Below are 22,003 nucleotides of genomic sequence, written 5' to 3'. Positions count from 1 at the left end.
ATGAAAAAGGATGTGGAGATTTTCAATTTGGTTTAGTTGTAGGAGATATTGATGGTACTAATATCAAAGATGGTTCTGTCGAAAAATTAGAATTTACTTGGGAAGGAAGCGACGAATGTGATCCAGCTTCTGGTAGTGGTTGGTTGAAAATAAAAGATAAAAATACACTAGAAGGAAATATAAAAATTCATCGAGGAGATAGCTCTACATTTTTAGCCAGACGTGCATAAATTTAAATTTTGGAATTTTGAGGATATTTTAATAAACAAAACATAGCTAGAGGTGGAATTAAATGGCTGTAGAACATATTAATAGAAAAGGTAAGAAATATTATCTCCATCAAGGTACAACTAAAACAGGGAAACCAAAATATTTCTTTTCTATGAAAAATGAAGGGAGTCTGGTTACAAGCATACCAGATGGCTTTGAAATATATGAAAATCCTAACGCTCAGGTTTTCTTACAAAAAATCCAACCCAAACTTATTACCGATGATGAAGTCGCCACTGTAGAGTCAGGGATGAAGAAATTCTCCTGTTTGCAGTACTATCAAATAAACGTAAAGAAAAACACAATTTATGTTTATACTCCCGATCAAAATGTAACTCGTCTATCAGAACTATACTCGTCTTTTCCATTAGCCAAAGCTACAGATGTACAGAGTAATATTGCTCAATCCATATCTTATTCATCAATGCTGCGATTTGTTCTTTGTGATGAAAAGGAGCGAATATTTCAAACTGAAAGATTTTGTTTTTTAGGCTCAATTGATGATTGGATAGAAATAGGATCTCCAGATACTCTCCAGAAACTCGTCGAAAAATATGTAAAGCATTTAGACAAAGAATCTTTCTATGAATTACATTAAATAATCTGATGCAATTTCTTGTGTCAGCGAACTTCACTCCTACGATGCTGAATTAATTTATCAGGTAATGGATGCAGCAATTTCTGTCAATCCTGAATGGGTAATTGAAAATTCTCGTCGTGCTGAAAAAATTATGGATGCAGGAAAATCAGAATATTATCGTTATGCAGTTGAGTGGTTGAAAAAAGCTCGTGCTGCCTATTTGGCATCGAATCAGCAAGCTGAATGGAAAAAATATTATCACCATTTGATGGAAATCCACGGTCGTAAGCGTAAATTGATGGAATTGTTGAGGCAAAAAGTTATGGGGTAAAATGATGCAGTTTAACAACAAAGACACCAGTAATTATCCTATAATTCAGATAAACAAATTTTCACTGCTTTGTTATACAAGTGCGAACAATATTGCCCTATTTTCAGTCTTTGTTTGAAATAAACCTACAAGCAAAATTCAGGGTTTGCAATTAAGATAATGAATGTTTTACTTATATATCCTCTGTTTCCCAAAAGTTTTTGGTCGTTTGAAAAAACACTGGCTCTGCTAGACCGTAAGGCGATGTTACCACCTTTGGGCTTGGTGACAGTAGCAGCAATTTTACCCCAAGAATGGAATTTTAAGCTGGTAGACCGCAATATTCGCCAAATTACGGAAGCAGAATGGGCTTGGGCTGATTTGGTGATTTTGTCGGCGATGATTGTCCAAAAAGAGGATTTACTCGCACAGATTCAGGAAGCGAAGCGTCGCGGTAAGCGTGTGGCTGTGGGTGGCCCTTATCCGACGGCGTTACCCAATGAAGTCACAGATGTGGGTGCAGATTATTTGATTTTGGATGAGGGAGAAATTACCTTACCATTATTTGTAGATGCGATCGCACGCGGTGAATCTTCAGGGATGTTTCGTTCTGGTGGAGAAAAACCCGATGTCAGCACCACTCCCATTCCTCGCTTTGACTTGCTGGAGTTTGATGCTTACGCGGAAATGTCGGTGCAGTTTTCCCGTGGCTGTCCCTTCCAGTGTGAATTCTGCGATATTATCGTTCTCTATGGTCGCAAACCCCGCACCAAAACACCAGCCCAACTCCTCGCAGAACTTGATTATCTCTACGAATTAGGTTGGCGACGCAGTATTTTTATGGTAGATGATAACTTCATCGGCAATAAGCGTAACGTCAAATTATTCTTGAAAGAATTAGAACCTTGGATGGTTGCACATCACTATCCTTTCTCCTTTGCGACAGAGGCTTCCGTTGATTTAGCCCAAGATCAAGAATTGATGGATGCAATGGTAAGGTGTAATTTCGGTTCTGTATTCTTGGGTATTGAAACCCCCGACGAAGAAAGCCTCGCTTTTACTCAAAAATTCCAAAATACGCGAGATTCACTCAGTGAAGCGGTACATAAAATTACACGCTCTGGGTTGCGAGTCATGGCAGGTTTTATCATTGGATTTGATGGCGAAAAAACAGGTGCTGGGGGCAGAATCGTTAAATTTGTGGAACAGACATCAATCCCCACCGCTTTATTTAGTATGCTCCAAGCCCTTCCTGATACAGCATTGTGGCATAGATTAGCAAAGGAAAACCGACTCCGTAGTAAATCGGCAAATATCAATCAAACCACATTGATGAATTTTGTCCCTACCCGGCCTTTACCAGAAATCGCCAGCGAATATGTAGAAGCGTTTTGGGAACTATACGAACCATCTCGGTTTTTAGATCGTGCTTACCGACACTTCCGCATTTTAGGTGAAGCAACCTATCCGAAAAAGGGCAAAGGTGCTAAAAAACCATTGAATTGGAAAGTATTACGGGCGCTGTTGACTATTTGCTGGCGACAAGGTGCTTTACGTAATACCCGTTGGCAATTCTGGCGCAATCTATGGAGTATGTACAAGCATAATCCAGGTGGTATCAGTAGTTATTTAGCCGTTTGCGCTCAAATTGAGCATTTCCTGGAATATCGTCAGATTGTGCGCGATGAAATTGAGGCTCAAGTAGCTGAATTTCTGAAAGCAGAAGCTGAGGTAAAACTGGAAGAGGAAAAAGCAGAAGTTTTAGTTTAGGGACTTTCAAATAAAAAATCACCTAAATATTCCGTAGAACATAAGTATCTTATGTTTGGGGGTAGGCTGTTCGGCCTCCCCTAAGCCTGCATGATTAAATATTAACAGGATGACGTAACTGGGAATATGCATAAAAAAGTGCTGCTAATTTAAACAGTTCACCTAATTTGAAATGCAGTTCCAAAAATTCTTGTACAGAAGCTTGACATTTGGTTCTCTTTATGAGAACATAGAAGAAACTGTTAAGCAAAGGCTACTGCATGGGTGATGTAAAGCAATACAGGCTAGTGGTACAGCACATTTATTCCAAAACAAGGAGCATTATAAACGATGCATATCATCAGCCGTAAAGCATTAGCTGAGTTTAGTAAGATTCATGCTGATGCTGAGGCTCCTCTTGATGCGTGGTATAGGATTGCAAAGTCGCAAAGTTGGCAAAATATTATGGATGTAAAAAAGGTACGTCCTGACGCTGATTTCGCAAATGGCTACACGATATTTGATATTAAACACAATGATTATCGATTAACCACAGAAATTAACTATAACAGTCAAACTATTTTTATCAGATTAATCGAAACACACGCAGAGTATAGCAAAGGAACATAGAATAAATGACGCTAGGTATGGTTCTTAACTCCCTCAAAATTCCACCGTAGACAGGTTTTTTGATCAAGTTTAGTAGGGTACATAACAGTACAATGTACCCTACACAAAATAAAATTTTATCCCTAGAGGGATTTTTGACATGATTAACACACTGAATAAAGTAGAATACACTCGATTGCTTTCTGAAACTGTGCCACGAGTCATTAACACAGAAGAAGAGAACGAGCGCCTACTAAATGAGGTAAGTAAACTCATAGCTTTGGGTGAAAACCTGACACCAGAGCAAGTTGAAGTTTTACAACTGCTAGTAACGCTAATTGAGCAGTATGAAGATAAACACTATCAACTCAAAGCTGCAACTCCCCTAGATATATTACATGAGTTAATGTCAGCAAGACAACTCAAACAAAAGGATATAGTGGAGGTTTTTGGCTCAAAAGGTATTACTTCTGAAGTAATAAACGGTAAAAGAAGTATAAGCAAAAATCAAGCCAAAGCACTGGGTGAGTTTTTTCACGTCTCACCTGCGCTGTTTTTATAGGCTAAAAAAATCCTGAAACTAAAGATATCTCAATTCACTTTCTGTAATTACGAATTACGAATTACGAATTACGAATTACGAATTACGAATTACTTTAATTATCCTGACTTACACCACCCACAACTGGCTTAACGTCTCCTCCAGAAAATGGATCAGTACCACCTGTCCAGTTAAAGTCACTAATGCGAATGCTAAAGCCACCTAACTCCAACACCGAATTGTAACGCAATGTAATACCATAGGTGCGGCGGCTATATTCAATAATGTAATCTGTACTACTCGCTTCACCTGTATCTAGGTTAACTGAGGTTTGTAAACCTAACCGAAATGGCCCGTATATTTGCTGGGAAATGCCCGCACTCAAGACTCTGTTATCAACTGAACGATCAAACAAAAATGGTGATAAGCCGCTGTTGAAACCTTGGGAATAACTAACATTAAAAGCAGTGTAGTCTAAAAATGGACGAGAAAAATGACCAATTTGCCCGACTAAACCGATTGTTCCAATTAAGGTGCTTTGATTATCACCGCTGGTGTAATAACTTGTAGTGCCTGTTAGACCTGCGATCGCTTGCAAGTAAGGGACAACAGGATTGGCTGTGTATTTTAATCCCTCTGTGGGAGTCGCTGGTAATGGTTTTCCTTGCCACAGTAAGAAACCCTTATTGAGAGACGCGCTACCTTGTAAACGACCTAGAGAAATGCGGTCATTTTTGCGTTGTGGTTCTAGTAAGTCTTGGCGGTCAGTGTTAGCATTAATATACTGAGCGCCTCCTTGATAACTAAGGTTAACCCCACTTTTTCCTAAAGGAATATTCGGGGAAATAATCACTCCACCCAAGCTACTCTGCACGGTTTGGAAACCGAGAGTACCATTGTAAAGGCGATCGCGGTAGCTAGATTCTAGATTCAATGTATGTGGATTGACATCGCCTAATGTCTGACGTAACCGCAAACTACCCCGTAAATTATCTTCTACCTTATTGAGATCAAGACTGGTTAATTCTCCTTTGCCTTCAACTATAGTTCTGGGACTTAAAACACTATTCAGCTTAGTTTTTACACCAAATAAATCGGCAATATTACTACTGTCCTCAAAAGTCTTTTGGACAAAAAACTGTGGTGTAATACTCCAACGTGTCTGATCATTATTGATAGCTGAAAAATTGCGCTCAACAAACAAACCACCCCGTTTACCACCATCAAAGCCGGGAGAGACGATAAATGGATTCACATCCCTTTCCCGACGGTCAATTGTTTGGTTATCAATGGGGATAGGCAATGTCACTTTTTGGTCAAATACTAAACGTTGATTCTGAGTAGTCACACGGTCTACCAAAGGTGCTTCTCGCGTCAACGTCACCTTAGAAGCTCGTAATTCTAATTCTGGTGGTGAAAAAGGATCATTAGTAATCCGCACATCCTCAGCTTGCCAACCACGTGGATAGAAATCAATGCGTTGGGCTTCAAATCGCAACCGCTTAACAACACCACCTGTTTTTGGAGGGGGAATATTTCTGGCATCTGCTTGACCACCAACAGTAACATCAACGCCGCCAGGACTACTGATCCCAGAAACTGGCTGATTAGCACGAATGCGATCGCTCAATGGGCGAGCGGGTACACCACCGGCTGTAATATCTGTAGTAGCAGAGGGCGAAAAAGCAAAATCTGTTTGAGTTGTAGGGACATAAATTTCTCCCCTACCATTTTCCAAATCCCCACTGTCTTGGATAAAGTTATAAGTAAAGCGTTGTCCCCGCAATACCTGATTACCCCTAGTTAAGGCAACATTACCTTCCCCTACCGCAATTAAATTATCCAAATTAACCTGCAAGCGATCGGCATCTACAACCGCCCCATCAAATCTCACCACCACATTTCCTTCAGCCGTAACAATTCGCTTTTGCTCATCATATTCTTGACGGTCGGCAATCACCTCCACCACTCTTTTTCTCACTTGTGGAGTATTCCCAGAAGGTTGATCTGGTGGTGAAACAGGTTCTGGAGGAGGTGGAAATTCTACCGTAGTAGAAGTTGAAGGTTGGTTATTGGGATTACGTGGTTTGAACTCAATAATATTTTGGACTGGAAGAGAACTCGGTATATTCTGTGCCGTAGATGTTCCAAAAAGATTAATCTTACCTTCTGATTCTTGTAAAGTAACAGCATTTGGCTGTTGTGGTAGGACTAATTTTTTGATCACAACTGGTGAATCAGACAACCATAAACTATTTTTGTTACCAACTTCATCAGCAAATTGTGGAGATGTAGCGGCTGATTTGTTGTCACGATCAGAACTTTCGATCTTGGGATCATCAACTCCCAAGGATGTTCCTAAATCTGAAGCCTTCCCAGAAGCATCACCAGGGGAAAGTTCAGGAGGTAAAATTTCTGGCTGAGGGGATGGAGATAACTCATTAGCAACTACTAAGTTATCTTGATTTGCCCGTTTAGGAGTTGGCAGATCATGAGAAATCTCGATGTTTCCTGAAGTTGCCAGTTGCTGCACATCAGTCTTGGCCTCTACAACTAAAGCTGAAGAGACAGAATTGTCCGTCCGTAAGTATTCGATAATGGGGGGTGAATCAGGTGGCAAAACTGGATGAAGCATATCTCAGGACAATCAAGCTAACAAAAAGGCAGATATTTAAGCCGGAAGGATTCAGTACACATGATGCCTTCCGACTTTCGCCTTCTGCTGACTTGCAGTAAGCCGCCAAGAGGATGACACAGTATCATTTTTCCAGACTTTTCGCCAGGTTTCGGGCGTTTAGTGTCTTCCACCTTCCAGCAGTTGCGGATAATTTATTGCGTTTTTACTCTGAATCCCGACGACCGGGGTTACGAGCAGGATCATTCGACAAAAACCCAAACACAAAAATTCCGACGAAGAAGGCAACAACAATATAAACAGCGATTTTTAAAGTCACCATAGAAATATCTCCCAGGGGTATGACAAAAAAGTTCTCAGCAATCTGCTAGGCAGAAAAGATAGCTCCTCTATCTTACCCATATCTGGTTCCTTTTTGGAGGTATCTCTTGACCGGGCTAATTTTAGATTGAGGTTATTCGGTAATTGTTTGAGATAACTAATCTAACAGATATTGACGTTGCTTGATTCTAAAGGTTTCCCAACTAAATATTTTGACACCTTATTCACCCCTGTTTTCTGTCAGACAATTTTGGATTTTAGATCGACCCCACGGATAAATCCAGGAGCTTGTACCATCAAGGAATCATTGGTCAATACTCAGAAGATTTTACTAATTCCTTGGCAATTCGACTTTTGATAACTCGTGCTGGTATACCCACAGCAACGGAATAGGGAGGAATATCTTTATTCACTACTGCACCTGCACCAATAACACTACCCTTACCAATAGTTACACCATCTAATACAGTTACTCCATGTCCTAGCCAACAGTCATCTTCAATGACAATTCCTTGACGAGTAACGCCTTGCTGTCTCATGGGTAACAAAGGATCAGCAAAATTATGATTGTTGGCATATATGCCAGAGTGAGATGCTATCATACAGTGCTTGCCAATTTTGATATCTCCTGGCCCAGCAATACAAACATTAGGCGCAATGAAAGTTTCATCATCAATATGTATGTAAGTGTCTTCCATGCAGCCTATATCCACGTTGCGCTCAATTGCTACTCGATTTCCTAGATGAATTCTATTATTTTGGTGTCCTTGAGCATCTAAACGGACATTTTTAAATATGTGTACCCCCTCACTAAGTTCAATGGCAGAAGTACTGATAAACTCCACACCATGCTGAATATACACGTTGTCACCCATAGCCCCAAAAATATGGCGATATACTAACCTTCGGAGGCGTGGTCCTAGACTAATTGTGGGAATATCTCCTAACAAAGTAGTTATTAAAAGTTCTTGAAATCGCTGTAATCTAGCAGAAATATTCTGGTTAATCATGGTTACAAAATCTCTCCAATAAATTTTTTCACAAGCTTGAAATTTGCTCAAACTTGTATTTTTGCTTTTGTGATCTGTCTGGTAATGGCTAATTAACTTACAGCTTTAGTTCAATTTTTATTTTGTTGAGCAGCAAAAATTGCCAAGCTTGTTATGCAACCATAGATAAGGTTATGCGTCTTCTAAACCAATTTTTATAAGACGGTTTTCATACTTCTCTTAGAGGATGTTTGAAAAGTCGCAAGGTATACTAGAAAGGGAGCATCCTAAGGAAAGCAAAAACATCGAAAATTGTCATTCTGTTCACGAAGTGTGGCGTTAGCCATGCGGTGCGCTCCGTTCAGCATGACACTAAACTTACACATTTGGGATGCTCCTTAATAGAAAACCCTCTCCATAGACGGTAGAGTGTTTTCCCGCAGGGTACATCTCCCCCACAAGGATAGAGGCTTTGATTCTTAATCCCCTTCTCTGTTAGGGAAGGAGTTGGGGATTTGATGTTACCAAAAATACTTTTAAAACATCCTCTTATAACTGAAGATGAACAAGCTACATTTCAACAAAACCACATCTACTTATCAAGGTTTTTATCACTACAATCACCTTTTGATCTAGCAGATAATGTAATCTGTGGTAAATTTCTATTATTTTTTAAGTATAAGTAATTTAAGGTGGATTATCACCAACTTCTGCCATCACGTTAAAGTTTATCATCGGTGCAAACAAGTAAGCGCTTCCTCGACTACTATGACGTTTGTCTGGCAACGAATTTATCAAGTATGCTGCTTTCATTATGTTGCACACAAATGTAAGGGCTAAAGAAATCACGCTTTTAAGGACATTATCGACTTTGAATAACAATTAACAATAACGATAGCATACTTTATTTTTAATGGACTATTGTCAATCAAAAATCCGTTAATTCTCTATGATTGGTATCTGTAACAATTGGGATATGGCATATTTTATTACAGCCATAATCTGTCATATATTTCTTGGCAATTTGGTTAAAAACTCTAATAATCAATCTAGAAAAGTATTCGATCTATCATATATTTTATGGGTTTAATTTAATTATTAATCATAGTTTTGTACTAAAATATCTAATTATAAAGTATTTTTTTTGACAAATGATCCCTTGATGGTAAAAGCTCCCAGATTTATCTGTGGAGTCAATTCAAAATCGTGCAACGGCTCCACTGAGCTTGCTGTTCTCTTCGAGATGCTATGCGAATACGTAGCGTTCCATAGGGAAGTGTCACGAATAAGTCTCAAATCCAAAATTGTCTGACATACTAGTTTGATACTTACAGTTGAGTGCAACCTGATAAAAAATGCTATGGTCTCTAATAAAGAGTTATTTGGCAGTACCTTCAAAGTCTGTTAATGCAGAAGCAAACTCACTAAAAGCTGTTTTAATAATAATCTCTTTCATTCCTCTCTCAATTGCAGAATTACGGATCATATCTGCTAATTCTATAAACAGCAAAGAAAACATAAATCGATCTTGGCGGTCAACCTGTTTTAAGCAACACAATATAAATTCGTAAAGCTCGGTTTTTCTAGGTTTAGTTTGTTCTTCCCAGAGTTGGAATCCAAGTCGAAAGGTTTTTAAGCGGATTTCATGAATGTTGTATGCAGAATCTTTGTAACGAATTGATATACGTTGCGGCATTTCCATGAGTTTTGACATTAAGATTGAAGATAGCAATATAATTTTCTCTTCAGTTATGTTTTGATTTATCCGGATGAAACTTAATTCGTAATTAAAATCTCCTATACTCCAGGAAGATGAAATGATAGAAAGTCAAAAACAGTAACCAGATTTTTACCACTCTTTCTTGAAAACCCTGTTTCTCAAGCTCAAATCTATGATATTATTGAAGATAATTGTAATTATGTTTATTTCAAAAAATATTAAATAATCATTTAAATAAAGCAATGAAGCTACCTAACTTAGATTCTGAAACTATAGATCGCATCATAGAAATGGCATGGGAAGATAGAACAACTTTTGATGCTATTGACGCTCAGTTTGGTCTTCTTGAAAAACAGGTAATTGCTTTAATGAAACGGGAAATGAAGCAATCTAGTTTCCGTATGTGGAGAGAGAGAGTTAGCAATCGTCAGACGAAGCATCTATATCAACGAGAGTTTATTGCAGGTAGGTTTAAGTCTCAGAATCAAAAAACATAAATATCAATGTGTAATGGATGTTGAAGAATTGTTAGCCAGGTATGCTACCAGAGAGATTTTTCTAGAATCAGCTTGAGATGTGTTGAATAAGACTATTATTCCTGAGGGGGATGTCCTCACTAACATGACTGGGGGAATCAACTTACTCATTAAGAAATAATTAAAATTTCTGCAATTAGTTAATATATACGGTAAATAAAACCGTTAGACTAAATTATTGATAGATTCAATGGTAGATATAAGTTTGTGGAAAGACATTTTGTATACAAGTATTAGTAAATAATTAAATTTTACTAATCTTAGGTAACATACAAAATAAGTCGATAGACCGCAAACTTGTTTTACTGTAGAGTCTAGCCAAGTATGAGAGAATTATTCTCAATACTTAACAAAGTCATCAAAAATCCACAAACATAGTATAAAGAATTGGCAACATTGCGTAAAGACAGTCAACAATAACCATATCTGAAATTTAAAATTTTGCTACATTATGCAGCCAATTCGCACATTTAACGTTTCACCTTCATTACCGCAGCGACTAGAACCCTTGCGGAAACTGGCATACAATCTGCACTTTGATTGGAATGTTGAGAGTAAAGACTTATTTCGTCGCTTAGATACTGACTTGTGGGAATCAAGTCGGCATAACCCAGTGTTGATGCTGGGTACTATTAGCCAAGCACGACTATTGGAAGTCGTAGAAGATGAAGGCTTTTTGGCGCAAATGGATCGCGCTGCGCGTCAATTAGAAGATTATTTGCAGGAACGGACTTGGTATCACAAACAGCGCGGTCAGAACCCAAAAGAATGCTACGCTTATTTTTCGGCTGAGTTTGGACTAGTAGATTGTCTACCCGTCTATTCTGGTGGTTTGGGTGTTCTGGCTGGAGATCACCTCAAGTCTGCTAGTGATTTGGGATTACCTCTCGTTGGTGTGGGTTTACTCTACCAACAAGGTTACTTTGCCCAGTATCTTAATGCTGATGGTTGGCAGCAAGAACGCTACCCCATCAATGATTTTTATAATATGCCTTTGCATTTGGAACGTAATCCTGATGGCTCAGAGCTACGGATTGCGGTAGATTATCCAGGACGCAAGGTATACGCTAGGGTGTGGCGTGTACAAGTGGGAACAGTGCCACTGTATATGCTGGACACCAACATTGAGCCTAACAAGGCCTATGACCACGACATTACAGATCAGCTGTATGGTGGTGATATAGATATGCGTATCCACCAGGAAATCATGCTGGGGATTGGTGGTGTACAAATGTTGAAAGCGTTGGGCTATGAAGTCACTGCTTACCACATGAATGAAGGTCATGCGGCGTTTTCTGCCTTAGAACGGATTCGCGTTCTGATTCAGGAAAAAGGTTTAAGTTATGATCAAGCTAAACAGGTAGTGTCTTCTAGTAATATTTTTACTACCCACACTCCTGTACCAGCGGGCATTGATTTATTTGCGCCCGACAAAGTTTTGTATTATCTGGGTTACTACGCTGATATTTTCAATTTACCTAAAGAGCAATTTTTAGGACTGGGAAGGGAAAATACTGGAGATTTATCTGGGCCTTTCAGTATGGCGGTGTTAGCCCTGAAGATGGCAACATTTTCTAATGGTGTGGCACAGCTACATGGTGTGGTATCGCGGCAGATGTTCCAAGGTTTGTGGAAAAAAGTTCCTGTGGAGGAAGTACCAATTGCGGCAATTACCAATGGGGTTCATGCTCGCAGTTGTGTGGCTAAATCAACTCAGGAGTTGTACGATCGCTATCTTGGCCCAAATTGGTCATCAGCACCACCAGATAATCAGTTGTGGGAACGGATGGATTCTATTCCCGATGAGGAGTTATGGCGCAATCACGAACGCTGCCGGTTGGACATGGTTCTCTATGTGCGGGAGCATTTAGTGAAGCATTTACGCGATCGCGGTGCTTCAGCTTCAGAAATCGCCCAAGCCCAAGAAGTACTTGATCCTAAAGTTCTCACTATTGGCTTTGCCCGTCGCTTTGCTACCTACAAACGCGCTACTTTATGGATGCGTGATTTGGACAGAATCAAGCGGATTTTGTTGAGTAATAAACACCGGAAAGTGCAGTTTGTGATTGCTGGGAAAGCACACCCCAAAGATATCCCCGGTAAAGAACTGATTCGGGATATCAATCACTTCATCCACGAACAAAACTTAGAAAAACAGGTGGTGTTTGTTCCTAACTACGATATTCACATTGCCCGCTTGATGGTTGCAGGTTGTGATATCTGGTTAAATACCCCCCGTCGTCCCCGTGAAGCTTCTGGTACTAGCGGTATGAAGGCAGCTATGAATGGCTTGCCAAATTTAAGCGTATTAGATGGCTGGTGGGATGAAGCTGATTATGTCCGCACTGGTTGGGCTATTGGACATGGTGAAAATTACGATGATCCTAATTATCAGGATGAGGTAGAAGCCAACGCTCTTTATGAGTTATTAGAGAAGGAAGTTGTACCTCTATTCTATGACCATCGTGATGAGGATGGTTTACCCCGTCCTTGGGTGGCTAAAATGAAAGATGCAATTCGTTTGAATTGTCCTTTCTTTAATACAGCCCGCATGGTGCGGGAGTATGCACAACGAGCTTATTTCCCAGCAAGCGATCGCTATCACACCCTCACCGTTGATAACTACGCCCCAGCTAAAGAATTAGCAGCTTGGAAAGCAAAACTAGGTGAACACTGGTTTAACATCAGAATCAAAGATATTGATGTATCCGCAGCATCGGATATTGAAGTTAATCAAACTGTTGCTGTTAAGGCCAAAGTTGATTTAGCAACTTTGAAAAAAGATGACGTGCGGGTGGAATTATACCAAGGTTCCATTGATGCTAACGGCGATATTGTCAACGCTGTGCCAGTGGTGATGGATTATCAAGGAGAAGATAATCAAGGTTTGAGTATTTACACAGTAGATATCACCTACACCACCTCTGGTTTACAAGGCTTATCTTTGCGTGTGTTACCACAAAATCCATACCTCTCTAGTCCTTATGAACCCAGGTTAATTGCTTGGGCTGAATAGTTTTTGAATCTTTAAAATTAGGCGTTGCTGATGGAAATTGGCAACGCTTTTTTTATCACTGATTTAACCGATTTAAGGATTTCACGGAATGAAGGATATGACAGTAAATGAAAGGGTTTAAGAGAATGTTTTAAAAGGGTCTTTTAATGTCATGCTGAACGGAGTGAAGCATCTCAGTATGTGCCTGAAACCCTAGATTCTTCTTTCCACTTTTTTACATTCAGAATGACAATTATATGCACCATAATAAAGCTCAAATTTGACAATATCACAAATACATACTTTGCATAATTTATTATTTTCCTTTTGTCTGAATCAGGATGTCCAGGATTTCAGGATTTACAGGATGTGATTGTTAAACAGTCAATTACACTAGATTTTAGTCGGTTAAAACCGACTCTAGCTTTGAGATAGGGGATTTATTACCTGGATTATTAAAAGAATTTAATCTTTATGTATTTTTTCTAACAAATTTATCAAAAAATTTACCAATTAAGTATTTACAATCACACTTAAACACACTTATGATATTTAGTGTTGCAAGGATATTACTTGTATCCGTGTTTTCAATCTTGCTTATATGTTTCATTCAATCTATTTACATCCTTGATTTAAAACATTATAAAAATCTGCTTCTTATTACACCTAATTAACCAAGATTATAAAAAGGTAAACTCAATGGTAATGAATATTGATGCCAAATTAAACAACGCCCGCACTCTATTAAACGAATTAGGTAACTCAATTGCGAATTTAGTTAATTCCTCTCCTGATGTATTTGCAGATCCGGGAATTAAATCAGCTTTAGACGGTTTTTTAGATGCTTTTGAAGAAGCGGTAGAAAGATTGGAAAATCCCAGTTTTCGCATAGCTACCATTGGTACAACATCTTCTGGAAAATCAACCATAGTTAATGCTTTAATAGGGCGAAAAATTGCCCCCATAGAAGCAGGAGAAATGAGTGGAGGAGTTTTAACACTCAAACATTCTCAAGAGTCAAAATTAATTATTGAAAAAACCACAGATGCAGCTTGGGAAACTGGAGAATGGACAGGATTAACTAATGATGATCTATATCAACGTATTCGTTCAGTTATGCACTCCTATCATGAAGCAAGACAAAAACGCGAATATGTTGCACCCCAAATAACTGCTTATGTTCCTTTATTACCAGCCTGTGATCCTTTTTTATTAGGTTTACCTCCAGGAATAGGAGTAGAATTAATTGATTTACCTGGTTTAAAATCAGTGCAAGATCGGGCTAATTTGGCAACTATTCAACAGCAAGTTAATAAGGCTTTTAGTTTAGTTGCTTTGGACTATATGCAGATAGATAATAGTCATAGAAAACGATTATTAGAAGAATTAAAAAAGGTTGTTGAATATTTACAAGGTCGTACAGACTCGATGATTTTTATTTTAAATCGAGTTGATCAACGTGGTGCGGATGATTTACCTTTAGATGTGAGAATTAATAAGTTAAGAGCAGAAATTAAAGAAGTTTTATCACTTCCTGAACTGCCAGATGTTTTACCATTTAATGCTCGTCTTTTATATTATGCCCAATGTGCTTGGGGTGCTGGTGCTTTAAATGAACCATCAACAGTTGAGCAAAAGACAAGATCACAATTATTGAAAGCTATGTTTCAAGATTGTGCTGGAGTAATTAAATTAAATGTAAAAGAAAACAGAGATTTAAAAAATTGGTTTCGTGATGTTGAAGATCAGGTAGAAGATAATGAAATAATTGATGATGAAACTATGTTAAAAATCCTTATTCATTCTTTAGAATGGAGTGGTGGTAAGGAACTATGGCGACGTTTTCAGGTTAGAGTAGAAGAATCATTTGATAAGTTAGTAATATTTCCAGCATTAGTAGAAGTATTTGAAAACTATTCTGCTTTATCACAAGTATTAGATGTTCTGACTCAAACTCGAAAAATTTATAATCAGGAACAAGTTGAATTAGAAAAGAATAAAATAGCTAAAATTCGTCAAGATTTACAGGCAAATATCAATAAAATAGGTAAAGAGTTTAGTTCAGAAATTGAACAATTAATAGGAGGATTAAAAACAGATGATCCTCAAGCTCGAATTAAGATTAAACAAGATGCTGAAAAAAAAGGACGTAAAGGGTTTTCTTTGATTTTTGATGCTGTCAGCGAAGTAGAAGGTGACTTAACTAAAGTTTTAGTTGTTCCAGTTCGTGACTCTTTAAAGAAGAATTTAGGAGCTTTTGAATTAAGAGATAAACTTCAGGAAGTGACATCACCTACATTAGCGGATGACATTGCTAAAACCTATGATAATGTTAGTCGCAGACTGAGTAAATTTTCTACACAATTAGAATATTTGTTCAAAAGTGTTAGGGCTGATGATAACAATGGTAAGAAAGAACTTGAACATGATGAACGTCATGTTAGATTGTTATATCACTGTATGAGAGAGGCTATATCAAAAAGAGCAGAGTTTTTTCTCCAAGGAAAAGCTAAAGATTTTGAACAGGCTTTAGAATCATTAGTTGAGGAACAAGTTAAAAGATTGAAAATCTGTTTATCAGAAGAAACTTTTGCATCTTCAATTAATCTTGAACAAGCGGCAATTAGTGATTTACGTAAGAAATTATCTCAGAATTTACCAACCTTACCAGAGAAATTTTTTGATTTAGAAGATAACATTAAACAAAACCAAACTAAGAAAAAAGAGGTTGTTGGACAAAAAACAGAATATGAAACACGCACTAAAACAGAATATGAAAATTACACAGAATACTATCAAAGTGGTTCGTGTTATAAAAGCACAAAAAGTAGAACTAAAAGCAGACCAGTCACACGTAATTACACAGAAACAGTAACTCGTGATATTACTGCGGATGTTGAATATGTGGAATTGTTTTTACCATCTCCAGATTTAATGGCTAAACAATGGTCAAGTGGAATTGAGAAAGGAAAAGGTAGTTTATGGGATATTTTACTAGATTGGATTCTTCAAAGGTTAGATTATGTTAGTAGCATCTTTGAGGAGTCAGTTAATGATATTACTAATTTAGCTGAACGTGCTTTAGAACAGCAGTTAAGGATTATTGAGGAAAACTTTGAACAGGAAAAACTATTTTGGCAAAATTTTGAATTACAAAAAGATAAAGCAAATGCACTTTGTCAAAAATTAGAAGAAGATTTTAGTGAATCTTAATTATGATTTGATAGAATCAGTGAGAGTATCCTGTTCTCACTCTCAATAATCTTTTTCTTTATACAATTTTGATGATTAACACATCATGAGTTTTATTCAACTACTAGAAGAAGTTTCTGATCAAGTTAGTTACGAACTACAAAGAAGATATAACCGTCCGTTACAGAATATCCCTTTTAATCTAAAGTTATATTATGCTGTTCAATATTGGACTATTAAATTGAAAATATCTGAACATGAAAATATAACTAACTTTATTCTTAAAAATTCTCAATTAGATGCAGTGATAGAACTCACTGAATATCTAAAAACAGAAAGTACAACGAAGGAAAAAACTTTTAAATTACCAAGTCCATTGGGTGATTTACCAACAATTTTTAAGACGAAAAATGATTTCTATAATCATATTAATTCATTTTTATATCAGATGTCTATAAGGAGTGACAACATGAAAATCATTGTACTTATCGGCTTTGTTACTGTAGCAGTTGGTTATTGGGTTTACATAATTAACCACAAAAAAGAACCACAACAAGAAACAAATAAACCAGAAATAAGACCACCTGAATCTGTTTCTAATCCTCCATCTTCTCCAGTACAAAGAATTACTAGACAATTTTTAGTTTTAGTAATTTCAGCCTCACAAATAGATTTTCTCAACTCACTATCAGCAAAAAGACAAATTGACGTTATTGATGGAGAAAAACTTTATGAACTAACCAAATATTTATGGACGGGTTCAGACGCAGATTATCAACAAATAAAATCTAATATTAGCCGTTATCAAATATATCCTGAACAACAATCAGAATATGATATTTGTTTAGTCTATATTGAACTAAAACGAATTGATCCAGCTTTTCAACCTAATGTTAATCAACTTGATAGATATGATGCTTTTCGTAAATTAGGTGATTTAACAGTTAATTTTGAAATATCATCTAGACTGCAAATGGAAGCCTACGGAGATTTTGCAGTTTATAATCGTTAAAATTAGGAGATAATATAATGTTAATTGATACTACTCTTTTATTAAATAGTCCAGAAATTATCCAATGTTTATTAAATGGTTCAATGCAACGCTATGGTAGCGTTATTCGCTGGGCTGTTGGTACAGAAAAAGCAGGTCAAATAGTTCGCCATTTGGCAGAAACTCCAGGACTAACTAACAAATTAGTTAATATTGGATTTTCCCCCATCTTAGGAGGAATAGATGTCGTAGGTCATGGATTAACCTATCATAAATTAATGGGAATAGAAAAAACCTTATCATCAGTGATGGGATTAACTCAAATAGCTGCTGGTGCAAGTGTTTTAAACCTGGGAGTAAGTATTGCTGGTTTTGCTTACATGGGTTACAAATTACATCAAATTCAAAAAAAATTAGGTCAAATCCAACAGTCAATGGAAGCAGGATTTGAACGATTAGAATCTGGCTTAAATAGAATTGAAAATAAATTAACCCAAGGTTTTAACAGAGTAGAAGTAAGTTTAAATAGAGTTGAAAATAATTTAGATATAATTTCTGGACAACTTGCCTATTTATATCTTTTAGTAGAATATAATCGTCAAAAACAACAAAATTTAGCCAAAGCAATTTCTCATATTCAACAAGCAATGATAATAAAAGAAATTGCCTCATTAAATGCCGAATTAAACGACAGAAAACTATTCTCCAACGAATCACCAAGAGAATGTTTAAAAGTTGCTAACAGAGTACGATTATTTTTATCAAATCAAGCCTTACAAATTAACCCAGCATTAGACGCGGAATTAATGCTAAATACAGATATTGCTATTCAAGGTTGGGCAGTAGCGACAGCAACAGAAGCTAACTTATTATTAGAAATTGGACAACATCAAGAAGCGAGAGAATTATTAACCATAGAACTAGATAAATTTCAACAAATAGCCCAAAACTGGGCAACTCAATTAATTACAAATGAAAACCCTTATTTATCTACAACTTATCGTTTTACACATTCTCGTTTTCAAGACTATATTACACCGGAACGAGTAGAAAGAATCACCCAAATTTGTCCCCAAGATTCTACATTATCACCTGAAGATATCCGCCGGAAAAAAACTAATATAGATGTCGAATTTGAAATGTCCTATAGTGGAAAATGGGATAAAATCTGGACACATCGGCAAATAGCTATAGCTGAATATTTAGATACCCTGAGCGAACTTTTAGCCAGATTAGATAGTTTACAATCTTTTGCCGTTTTATGTGAAAGTGAAAATGTCAAAAGTAGTAAAGATATTTTGCCTGATGAAAATACACCACCTGGTTTGTATCTTTTACCTGATGAGAAGAAATTAAAATGACTATCATACAAAAATAAAAATTCTTTTCATCCTGTAAATCCTTTAATCCTGGATATCCTGATTCAGACAAATTCCCTAACTAGCAACTGACACTATTAATATTTTAAATATCTAAAAAATTCAGCTACCAATTCTCTCCGGTACAACTATATAACCTGTGGTTAAATCTCCTAATACTAGGTTACGTTTTTCTCCCCAATACCACCAGTAAGCAGCTACATAAGCACAAATTAGGCTATCTAGTTTATCTTCTGTTTCTTTGAGTGCTGCACCTGTATAGGGTATTTCGGAAGGAAACGAACCGCAGAGGCGCAGAGAACGCAGAGGAGGAGAAAGTGAAGGGAGAATATTGAGGATGTAGTTATATAGTTTGATTAGTTCTGAACGGCGATCGCTAATTCGTCCTTTTTTGTATTTGAGGATGCGTTCTAATTTAAATAGATTTACTATGGCTGGGTGGGGGAAAACTTCGATTTGATATCTGTTGGGTTTTTGAGGTTCGATGCTTGGTGCGTGTGCAAAACCGCGTGCTTCTAATTCTAAACCAAAGTTGATTGTCCGTTCGGCAAATGGTAAGTTTTGGTTAGCGGGATAACAGCCAGCGTGATATTTACCAAAGTATTTATGACTCAGTTTATCTGGTAAACGACTCCCTGTAGAATTGGGGATCAGGGTGGGTGCATCTACGGCTATGATAGCAGCTTCATCTGCTTGTACAGTTTTATCTATCCAAGTGAGGATGTCTGCAATCGCTTCTTGGCGATCTAAATCCAGTAGTTGGAGTTTTTCATCTATTAATTCTAAGCAGCATAGTCCACTGGGTTGGGATTTCCAGCCAAAATCAATGCCGACAAATTTCATGATTTTTCAGCTTAAATATGCATTTATTATCGCATTTACCAGTAATGCCTAAAGGAAATAAATCTATCTTTTAGACGTTTCGTTTTAGACGCTGATTCTTGTATGGTGTCATAGGTTCAGAATATTTACTGTGTAGTTCACAAAAATGATGCCTTTTTTTACAATCATTACCTCGACTCAATTAGACATCTGCGAAAAAGAATGTATATCCAAGAATCCCTACCGATGGAACGTCTCTACAAGGGTTCTGGGTCATGCATATTTAAATTCGGTTGATGTCTATTAGAAATTAATTCAGAAAATCCAGCAAATATACTTGATATAAATCCCAATTTATGCACTTACTGGTAAATAGATAAGTAAATAGTAGTGGATTTACGGAAGTTAACAATTGCAGTTGGCAATTGATACTGTAAACATTTTTCAGTGTATTCAACGAAAACTTAAAATATCGAAAAACCATGAACACAACTTGGCAAGGAATAACCCAGTTGACAGCAGTTGGTTTGTCGAACCGGGTGCAGCAATTTTTAGCACAATCGTCAAGCTTGCAAACTCAGACATCAGAAGTCAGTAAAGGAGTTGCAGATGTTCAAGGAGTTGTCGAACAGCTAATTCTGTTTACTCCCCGTTTACTCGGTTCGGCTGTGATTTTGTTAGTTGGTTGGCTGATTGCAGCGATCGCATCCAAAGCCATAGAAAAAATCCTCAATCGCACAAACATAGATAACCGAATTGCTGCTGGAATCACTGGTAGTCAAGATGCTCCCCAGATTGAGAAACTAATCTCTGGGCTGGTCTTTTGGAGTATATTTCTGTTGACAGTAGTGGCTGTTTTACAGAGTTTAGGTCTAGAAGTAGCCTCTCAACCACTGAATAATTTCCTCAATCAACTGATTGGCTTTTTGCCCCAGGTGGTTGGTGCCGGCATAATTTTGGGTGTGGCTTGGTTCTTAGCAACTATCGTCAAGTTGTTGACTATTCGGACATTACGGACGTTACGATTTGATGAGCGTCTAAGTCAAGAAACCCAAGATGGTACACCCAGCACGAATCAATTGTCTCTCAGTGAGACTATTGGTAATGCTTTGTATTGGTTCATCTTTTTATTGTTTCTGGGTTTACTTCTGGAGACTTTGGGACTTCAGGAGGCACTACTACCAGTACAAGCTTTAACTACAGAGATTCTTTCAGTTCTACCCAACATTTTAGCGGCAATTCTCATTGCTACAGTTGGCTGGTTTGTGGCCAATATAGTGCAGCGGATTGTCACAAATTTATTACGTACAACGGGAATTGATCATGTAGGGAGTCGGTTTGGACTGTCTCCCGCTGCGGGGGTGCAGTCTTTATCAAAGATCATCGGCACAATTGTCTATATTTTGATTTTGATTCCTGTAGCGATCGCATCACTCAATGCTCTAAAAATTGAGGCGATTTCTGCACCAGCAATTGTCATGCTGCAACAGGTTCTCAATACTTTACCCAGCATTTTCACCGCAGCCGGAATTTTAATTGTTGCCTATTTTCTCGGTAGGTTTGTCTCAGAGTTGGTGACAACTATCCTCACCAGCTTAGGCTTTAACAACATTTTCACTATCCTGGGTTTGCCATCACTCAACCAGCAAGCAGTTTATTCCGAACAACCCACAGCATCCACAGCCCCAACGCGCACTCCATCAGAAGTAGCTGGAATTATCGTCTTAGTTGGGATCATGCTGTTTGCAACTGTGGCAGCTGTGAATATTTTAAATATTCCCGCACTGACATCATTAGTGACAGGTATTGTCATTATCTTGGGACGAATTTTAGCGGGATTGATAGTATTTGCGATTGGGTTGTTTTTGGCAAATCTGGCTTTTAGCATTATTAGCAGTTCTGGAAATTCCCAAGCCAGAGTTTTGGCTCAAGTAGCGCGGATTTCTATCATTGCCTTAGTTTCAGCAATGGCACTGCAACAGATTGGCGTTGCTCCTGATATCGTGAATTTAGCCTTTGGGTTGTTATTTGGTGCGATCGCAGTCGCTATTGCCTTAGCATTTGGTTTAGGTGGCCGTGATGTAGCCCAAGAACAAATGAGAGAATGGTTAGCTTCTTTCAAGGAAACAGGCAATAAGGAATAGGAAAATCAGTTAGGGACTTCTAAAAAATCAAATATTTCCCAAAATATCATCATCAGGACTGACGCAGGGGATAAATATCATCCTTTCCTGAAAAATGCCCAAAATCAACCTAGTTAAGTAGTTTTTTCTAACTTTAGCTAGAGGGTGAAGTCTCAAAAACCATCATAGGCTGTATCAATGATTAGCGGGCAGGATGCCCGCACCAAAAGAAATTTTTCAA

Annotated in this window: 17 protein-coding genes and 1 pseudogene; 12 read left to right on the top strand and 6 right to left on the bottom strand. The window is 37.7% G+C overall.

Annotated elements, in window-relative coordinates:
• From ACSQ6I_RS08820 to ACSQ6I_RS08795, 6 genes and pseudogenes are all read left to right on the top strand, one after another.
• On the top strand, positions 1 to 230 hold a 230-nt coding region (locus ACSQ6I_RS08820; protein WP_438889974.1), incomplete at its 5' end, for a hypothetical protein.
• 62 nt (positions 231 to 292) lie between these two features.
• Positions 293 to 868 carry a hypothetical protein gene (locus ACSQ6I_RS08815; RefSeq protein ID WP_438889972.1) on the top strand — a complete coding sequence of 192 codons (576 nt, stop codon included), beginning with the start codon at positions 293 to 295 and terminating at the stop codon, positions 866 to 868.
• A gap of 7 nt (positions 869 to 875) precedes the next feature.
• Positions 876 to 1,181, top strand: a pseudogene (locus tag ACSQ6I_RS08810) (SWIM zinc finger domain-containing protein); the annotation flags it as partial.
• Between the two features lie 159 nt (positions 1,182 to 1,340).
• Positions 1,341 to 2,930, top strand: coding sequence for a B12-binding domain-containing radical SAM protein (locus ACSQ6I_RS08805; RefSeq protein WP_438889970.1), 1,590 nt, complete (start codon positions 1,341 to 1,343; stop codon positions 2,928 to 2,930).
• A gap of 330 nt (positions 2,931 to 3,260) precedes the next feature.
• A complete protein-coding gene (locus tag ACSQ6I_RS08800) occupies positions 3,261 to 3,539 on the top strand; it encodes a type II toxin-antitoxin system HigB family toxin (protein WP_438889969.1) in 279 nt (92 codons plus the stop codon).
• A gap of 139 nt (positions 3,540 to 3,678) precedes the next feature.
• Entirely contained in the window at positions 3,679 to 4,080 is a 402-nt protein-coding gene (locus ACSQ6I_RS08795; RefSeq protein ID WP_438889968.1) for a helix-turn-helix domain-containing protein, read from the top strand.
• A gap of 94 nt (positions 4,081 to 4,174) precedes the next feature.
• Here ACSQ6I_RS08795 and ACSQ6I_RS08790 read toward each other — a convergent pair whose 3' ends face one another.
• The 5 genes from ACSQ6I_RS08790 to ACSQ6I_RS08770 all read right to left on the bottom strand — a co-directional run bounded on the left by ACSQ6I_RS08790 (position 4,175) and on the right by ACSQ6I_RS08770 (position 9,706).
• Positions 4,175 to 6,694 (bottom strand): DUF3769 domain-containing protein, encoded by a 2,520-nt coding sequence (locus ACSQ6I_RS08790; RefSeq protein WP_438889967.1) that lies wholly within the window; start codon positions 6,692 to 6,694, stop codon positions 4,175 to 4,177.
• Between the two features lie 205 nt (positions 6,695 to 6,899).
• Entirely contained in the window at positions 6,900 to 7,016 is a 117-nt protein-coding gene (locus ACSQ6I_RS08785; protein WP_015209277.1) for a photosystem II reaction center protein I, read from the bottom strand.
• Positions 7,017 to 7,326: 310 nt separating this feature from the next.
• Complete coding sequence (locus ACSQ6I_RS08780; RefSeq protein WP_438889965.1) at positions 7,327 to 8,025, bottom strand: acyltransferase; 699 nt, start codon at positions 8,023 to 8,025, stop codon at positions 7,327 to 7,329.
• Positions 8,026 to 8,691: 666 nt separating this feature from the next.
• Positions 8,692 to 8,817, bottom strand: a complete 126-nt coding sequence (locus ACSQ6I_RS08775) for a hypothetical protein (protein WP_438889964.1) — start codon at positions 8,815 to 8,817, stop codon at positions 8,692 to 8,694.
• A 565-nt stretch (positions 8,818 to 9,382) separates the two neighbouring features.
• Positions 9,383 to 9,706, bottom strand: a complete 324-nt coding sequence (locus ACSQ6I_RS08770) for a hypothetical protein (RefSeq protein WP_438889963.1) — start codon at positions 9,704 to 9,706, stop codon at positions 9,383 to 9,385.
• Between the two features lie 260 nt (positions 9,707 to 9,966).
• Between ACSQ6I_RS08770 and ACSQ6I_RS08765 the strand changes: the two genes are divergently transcribed.
• From ACSQ6I_RS08765 to ACSQ6I_RS08745, 5 genes are all read left to right on the top strand, one after another.
• Positions 9,967 to 10,221: a TIGR03643 family protein gene (locus tag ACSQ6I_RS08765; protein WP_438889962.1), complete on the top strand. Its 255-nt coding sequence runs from the start codon at positions 9,967 to 9,969 to the stop codon at positions 10,219 to 10,221.
• 490 nt (positions 10,222 to 10,711) lie between these two features.
• The gene (glgP, locus tag ACSQ6I_RS08760) at positions 10,712 to 13,276 is read left to right on the top strand and encodes an alpha-glucan family phosphorylase (RefSeq protein WP_438889961.1); all 2,565 of its coding nucleotides are present in this window, start codon (positions 10,712 to 10,714) and stop codon (positions 13,274 to 13,276) included.
• 678 nt (positions 13,277 to 13,954) lie between these two features.
• The gene (locus ACSQ6I_RS08755) at positions 13,955 to 16,468 is read left to right on the top strand and encodes a dynamin family protein (RefSeq protein ID WP_438889960.1); all 2,514 of its coding nucleotides are present in this window, start codon (positions 13,955 to 13,957) and stop codon (positions 16,466 to 16,468) included.
• A gap of 85 nt (positions 16,469 to 16,553) precedes the next feature.
• Positions 16,554 to 17,459 carry a hypothetical protein gene (locus tag ACSQ6I_RS08750; RefSeq protein ID WP_438889959.1) on the top strand — a complete coding sequence of 302 codons (906 nt, stop codon included), beginning with the start codon at positions 16,554 to 16,556 and terminating at the stop codon, positions 17,457 to 17,459.
• Positions 17,460 to 17,476: 17 nt separating this feature from the next.
• On the top strand, positions 17,477 to 18,799 hold the full coding sequence (locus ACSQ6I_RS08745; protein WP_438889958.1) for a hypothetical protein: 1,323 nt from the start codon (positions 17,477 to 17,479) through the stop codon (positions 18,797 to 18,799).
• Positions 18,800 to 18,919: 120 nt separating this feature from the next.
• Here the strand turns inward: ACSQ6I_RS08745 and ACSQ6I_RS08740 are convergent, their stop codons facing one another.
• Positions 18,920 to 19,660 (bottom strand): DUF429 domain-containing protein, encoded by a 741-nt coding sequence (locus ACSQ6I_RS08740; protein WP_438889957.1) that lies wholly within the window; start codon positions 19,658 to 19,660, stop codon positions 18,920 to 18,922.
• Between the two features lie 461 nt (positions 19,661 to 20,121).
• Here ACSQ6I_RS08740 and ACSQ6I_RS08735 point away from each other — a divergent pair, with 461 nt between their 5' ends.
• The gene (locus tag ACSQ6I_RS08735) at positions 20,122 to 21,783 is read left to right on the top strand and encodes a mechanosensitive ion channel (RefSeq protein WP_438889956.1); all 1,662 of its coding nucleotides are present in this window, start codon (positions 20,122 to 20,124) and stop codon (positions 21,781 to 21,783) included.
• The last annotated feature ends 220 nt before the right edge of the window (positions 21,784 to 22,003 follow it).

The sequence above is a fragment of the Anabaena sp. WFMT genome, from assembly GCF_051781005.1.
GTDB lineage: Bacteria > Cyanobacteriota > Cyanobacteriia > Cyanobacteriales > Nostocaceae > Anabaena.
The sequence above is the reverse complement of the archived record's forward strand: the minus strand, read 5'-3'. Positions and strand labels throughout refer to the sequence as shown.

Coding starts and splice junctions, on each gene's coding strand:
- ACSQ6I_RS08805 (WP_438889970.1), top strand. CDS start 1,341: ATGAATGTTTTACTTATATATCCTCTGTTTCCCAAAAGTTTTTGGTCG.
- ACSQ6I_RS08780 (WP_438889965.1), bottom strand. CDS start 8,025: ATGATTAACCAGAATATTTCTGCTAGATTACAGCGATTTCAAGAACTT.
- ACSQ6I_RS08795 (WP_438889968.1), top strand. CDS start 3,679: ATGATTAACACACTGAATAAAGTAGAATACACTCGATTGCTTTCTGAA.
- ACSQ6I_RS08765 (WP_438889962.1), top strand. CDS start 9,967: ATGAAGCTACCTAACTTAGATTCTGAAACTATAGATCGCATCATAGAA.
- ACSQ6I_RS08770 (WP_438889963.1), bottom strand. CDS start 9,706: ATGGAAATGCCGCAACGTATATCAATTCGTTACAAAGATTCTGCATAC.
- ACSQ6I_RS08755 (WP_438889960.1), top strand. CDS start 13,955: ATGGTAATGAATATTGATGCCAAATTAAACAACGCCCGCACTCTATTA.
- ACSQ6I_RS08785 (WP_015209277.1), bottom strand. CDS start 7,016: ATGGTGACTTTAAAAATCGCTGTTTATATTGTTGTTGCCTTCTTCGTC.
- ACSQ6I_RS08800 (WP_438889969.1), top strand. CDS start 3,261: ATGCATATCATCAGCCGTAAAGCATTAGCTGAGTTTAGTAAGATTCAT.
- ACSQ6I_RS08775 (WP_438889964.1), bottom strand. CDS start 8,817: ATGAAAGCAGCATACTTGATAAATTCGTTGCCAGACAAACGTCATAGT.
- ACSQ6I_RS08750 (WP_438889959.1), top strand. CDS start 16,554: ATGAGTTTTATTCAACTACTAGAAGAAGTTTCTGATCAAGTTAGTTAC.
- ACSQ6I_RS08790 (WP_438889967.1), bottom strand. CDS start 6,694: ATGCTTCATCCAGTTTTGCCACCTGATTCACCCCCCATTATCGAATAC.
- ACSQ6I_RS08735 (WP_438889956.1), top strand. CDS start 20,122: ATGAACACAACTTGGCAAGGAATAACCCAGTTGACAGCAGTTGGTTTG.
- glgP (WP_438889961.1), top strand. CDS start 10,712: ATGCAGCCAATTCGCACATTTAACGTTTCACCTTCATTACCGCAGCGA.
- ACSQ6I_RS08745 (WP_438889958.1), top strand. CDS start 17,477: ATGTTAATTGATACTACTCTTTTATTAAATAGTCCAGAAATTATCCAA.
- ACSQ6I_RS08740 (WP_438889957.1), bottom strand. CDS start 19,660: ATGAAATTTGTCGGCATTGATTTTGGCTGGAAATCCCAACCCAGTGGA.
- ACSQ6I_RS08815 (WP_438889972.1), top strand. CDS start 293: ATGGCTGTAGAACATATTAATAGAAAAGGTAAGAAATATTATCTCCAT.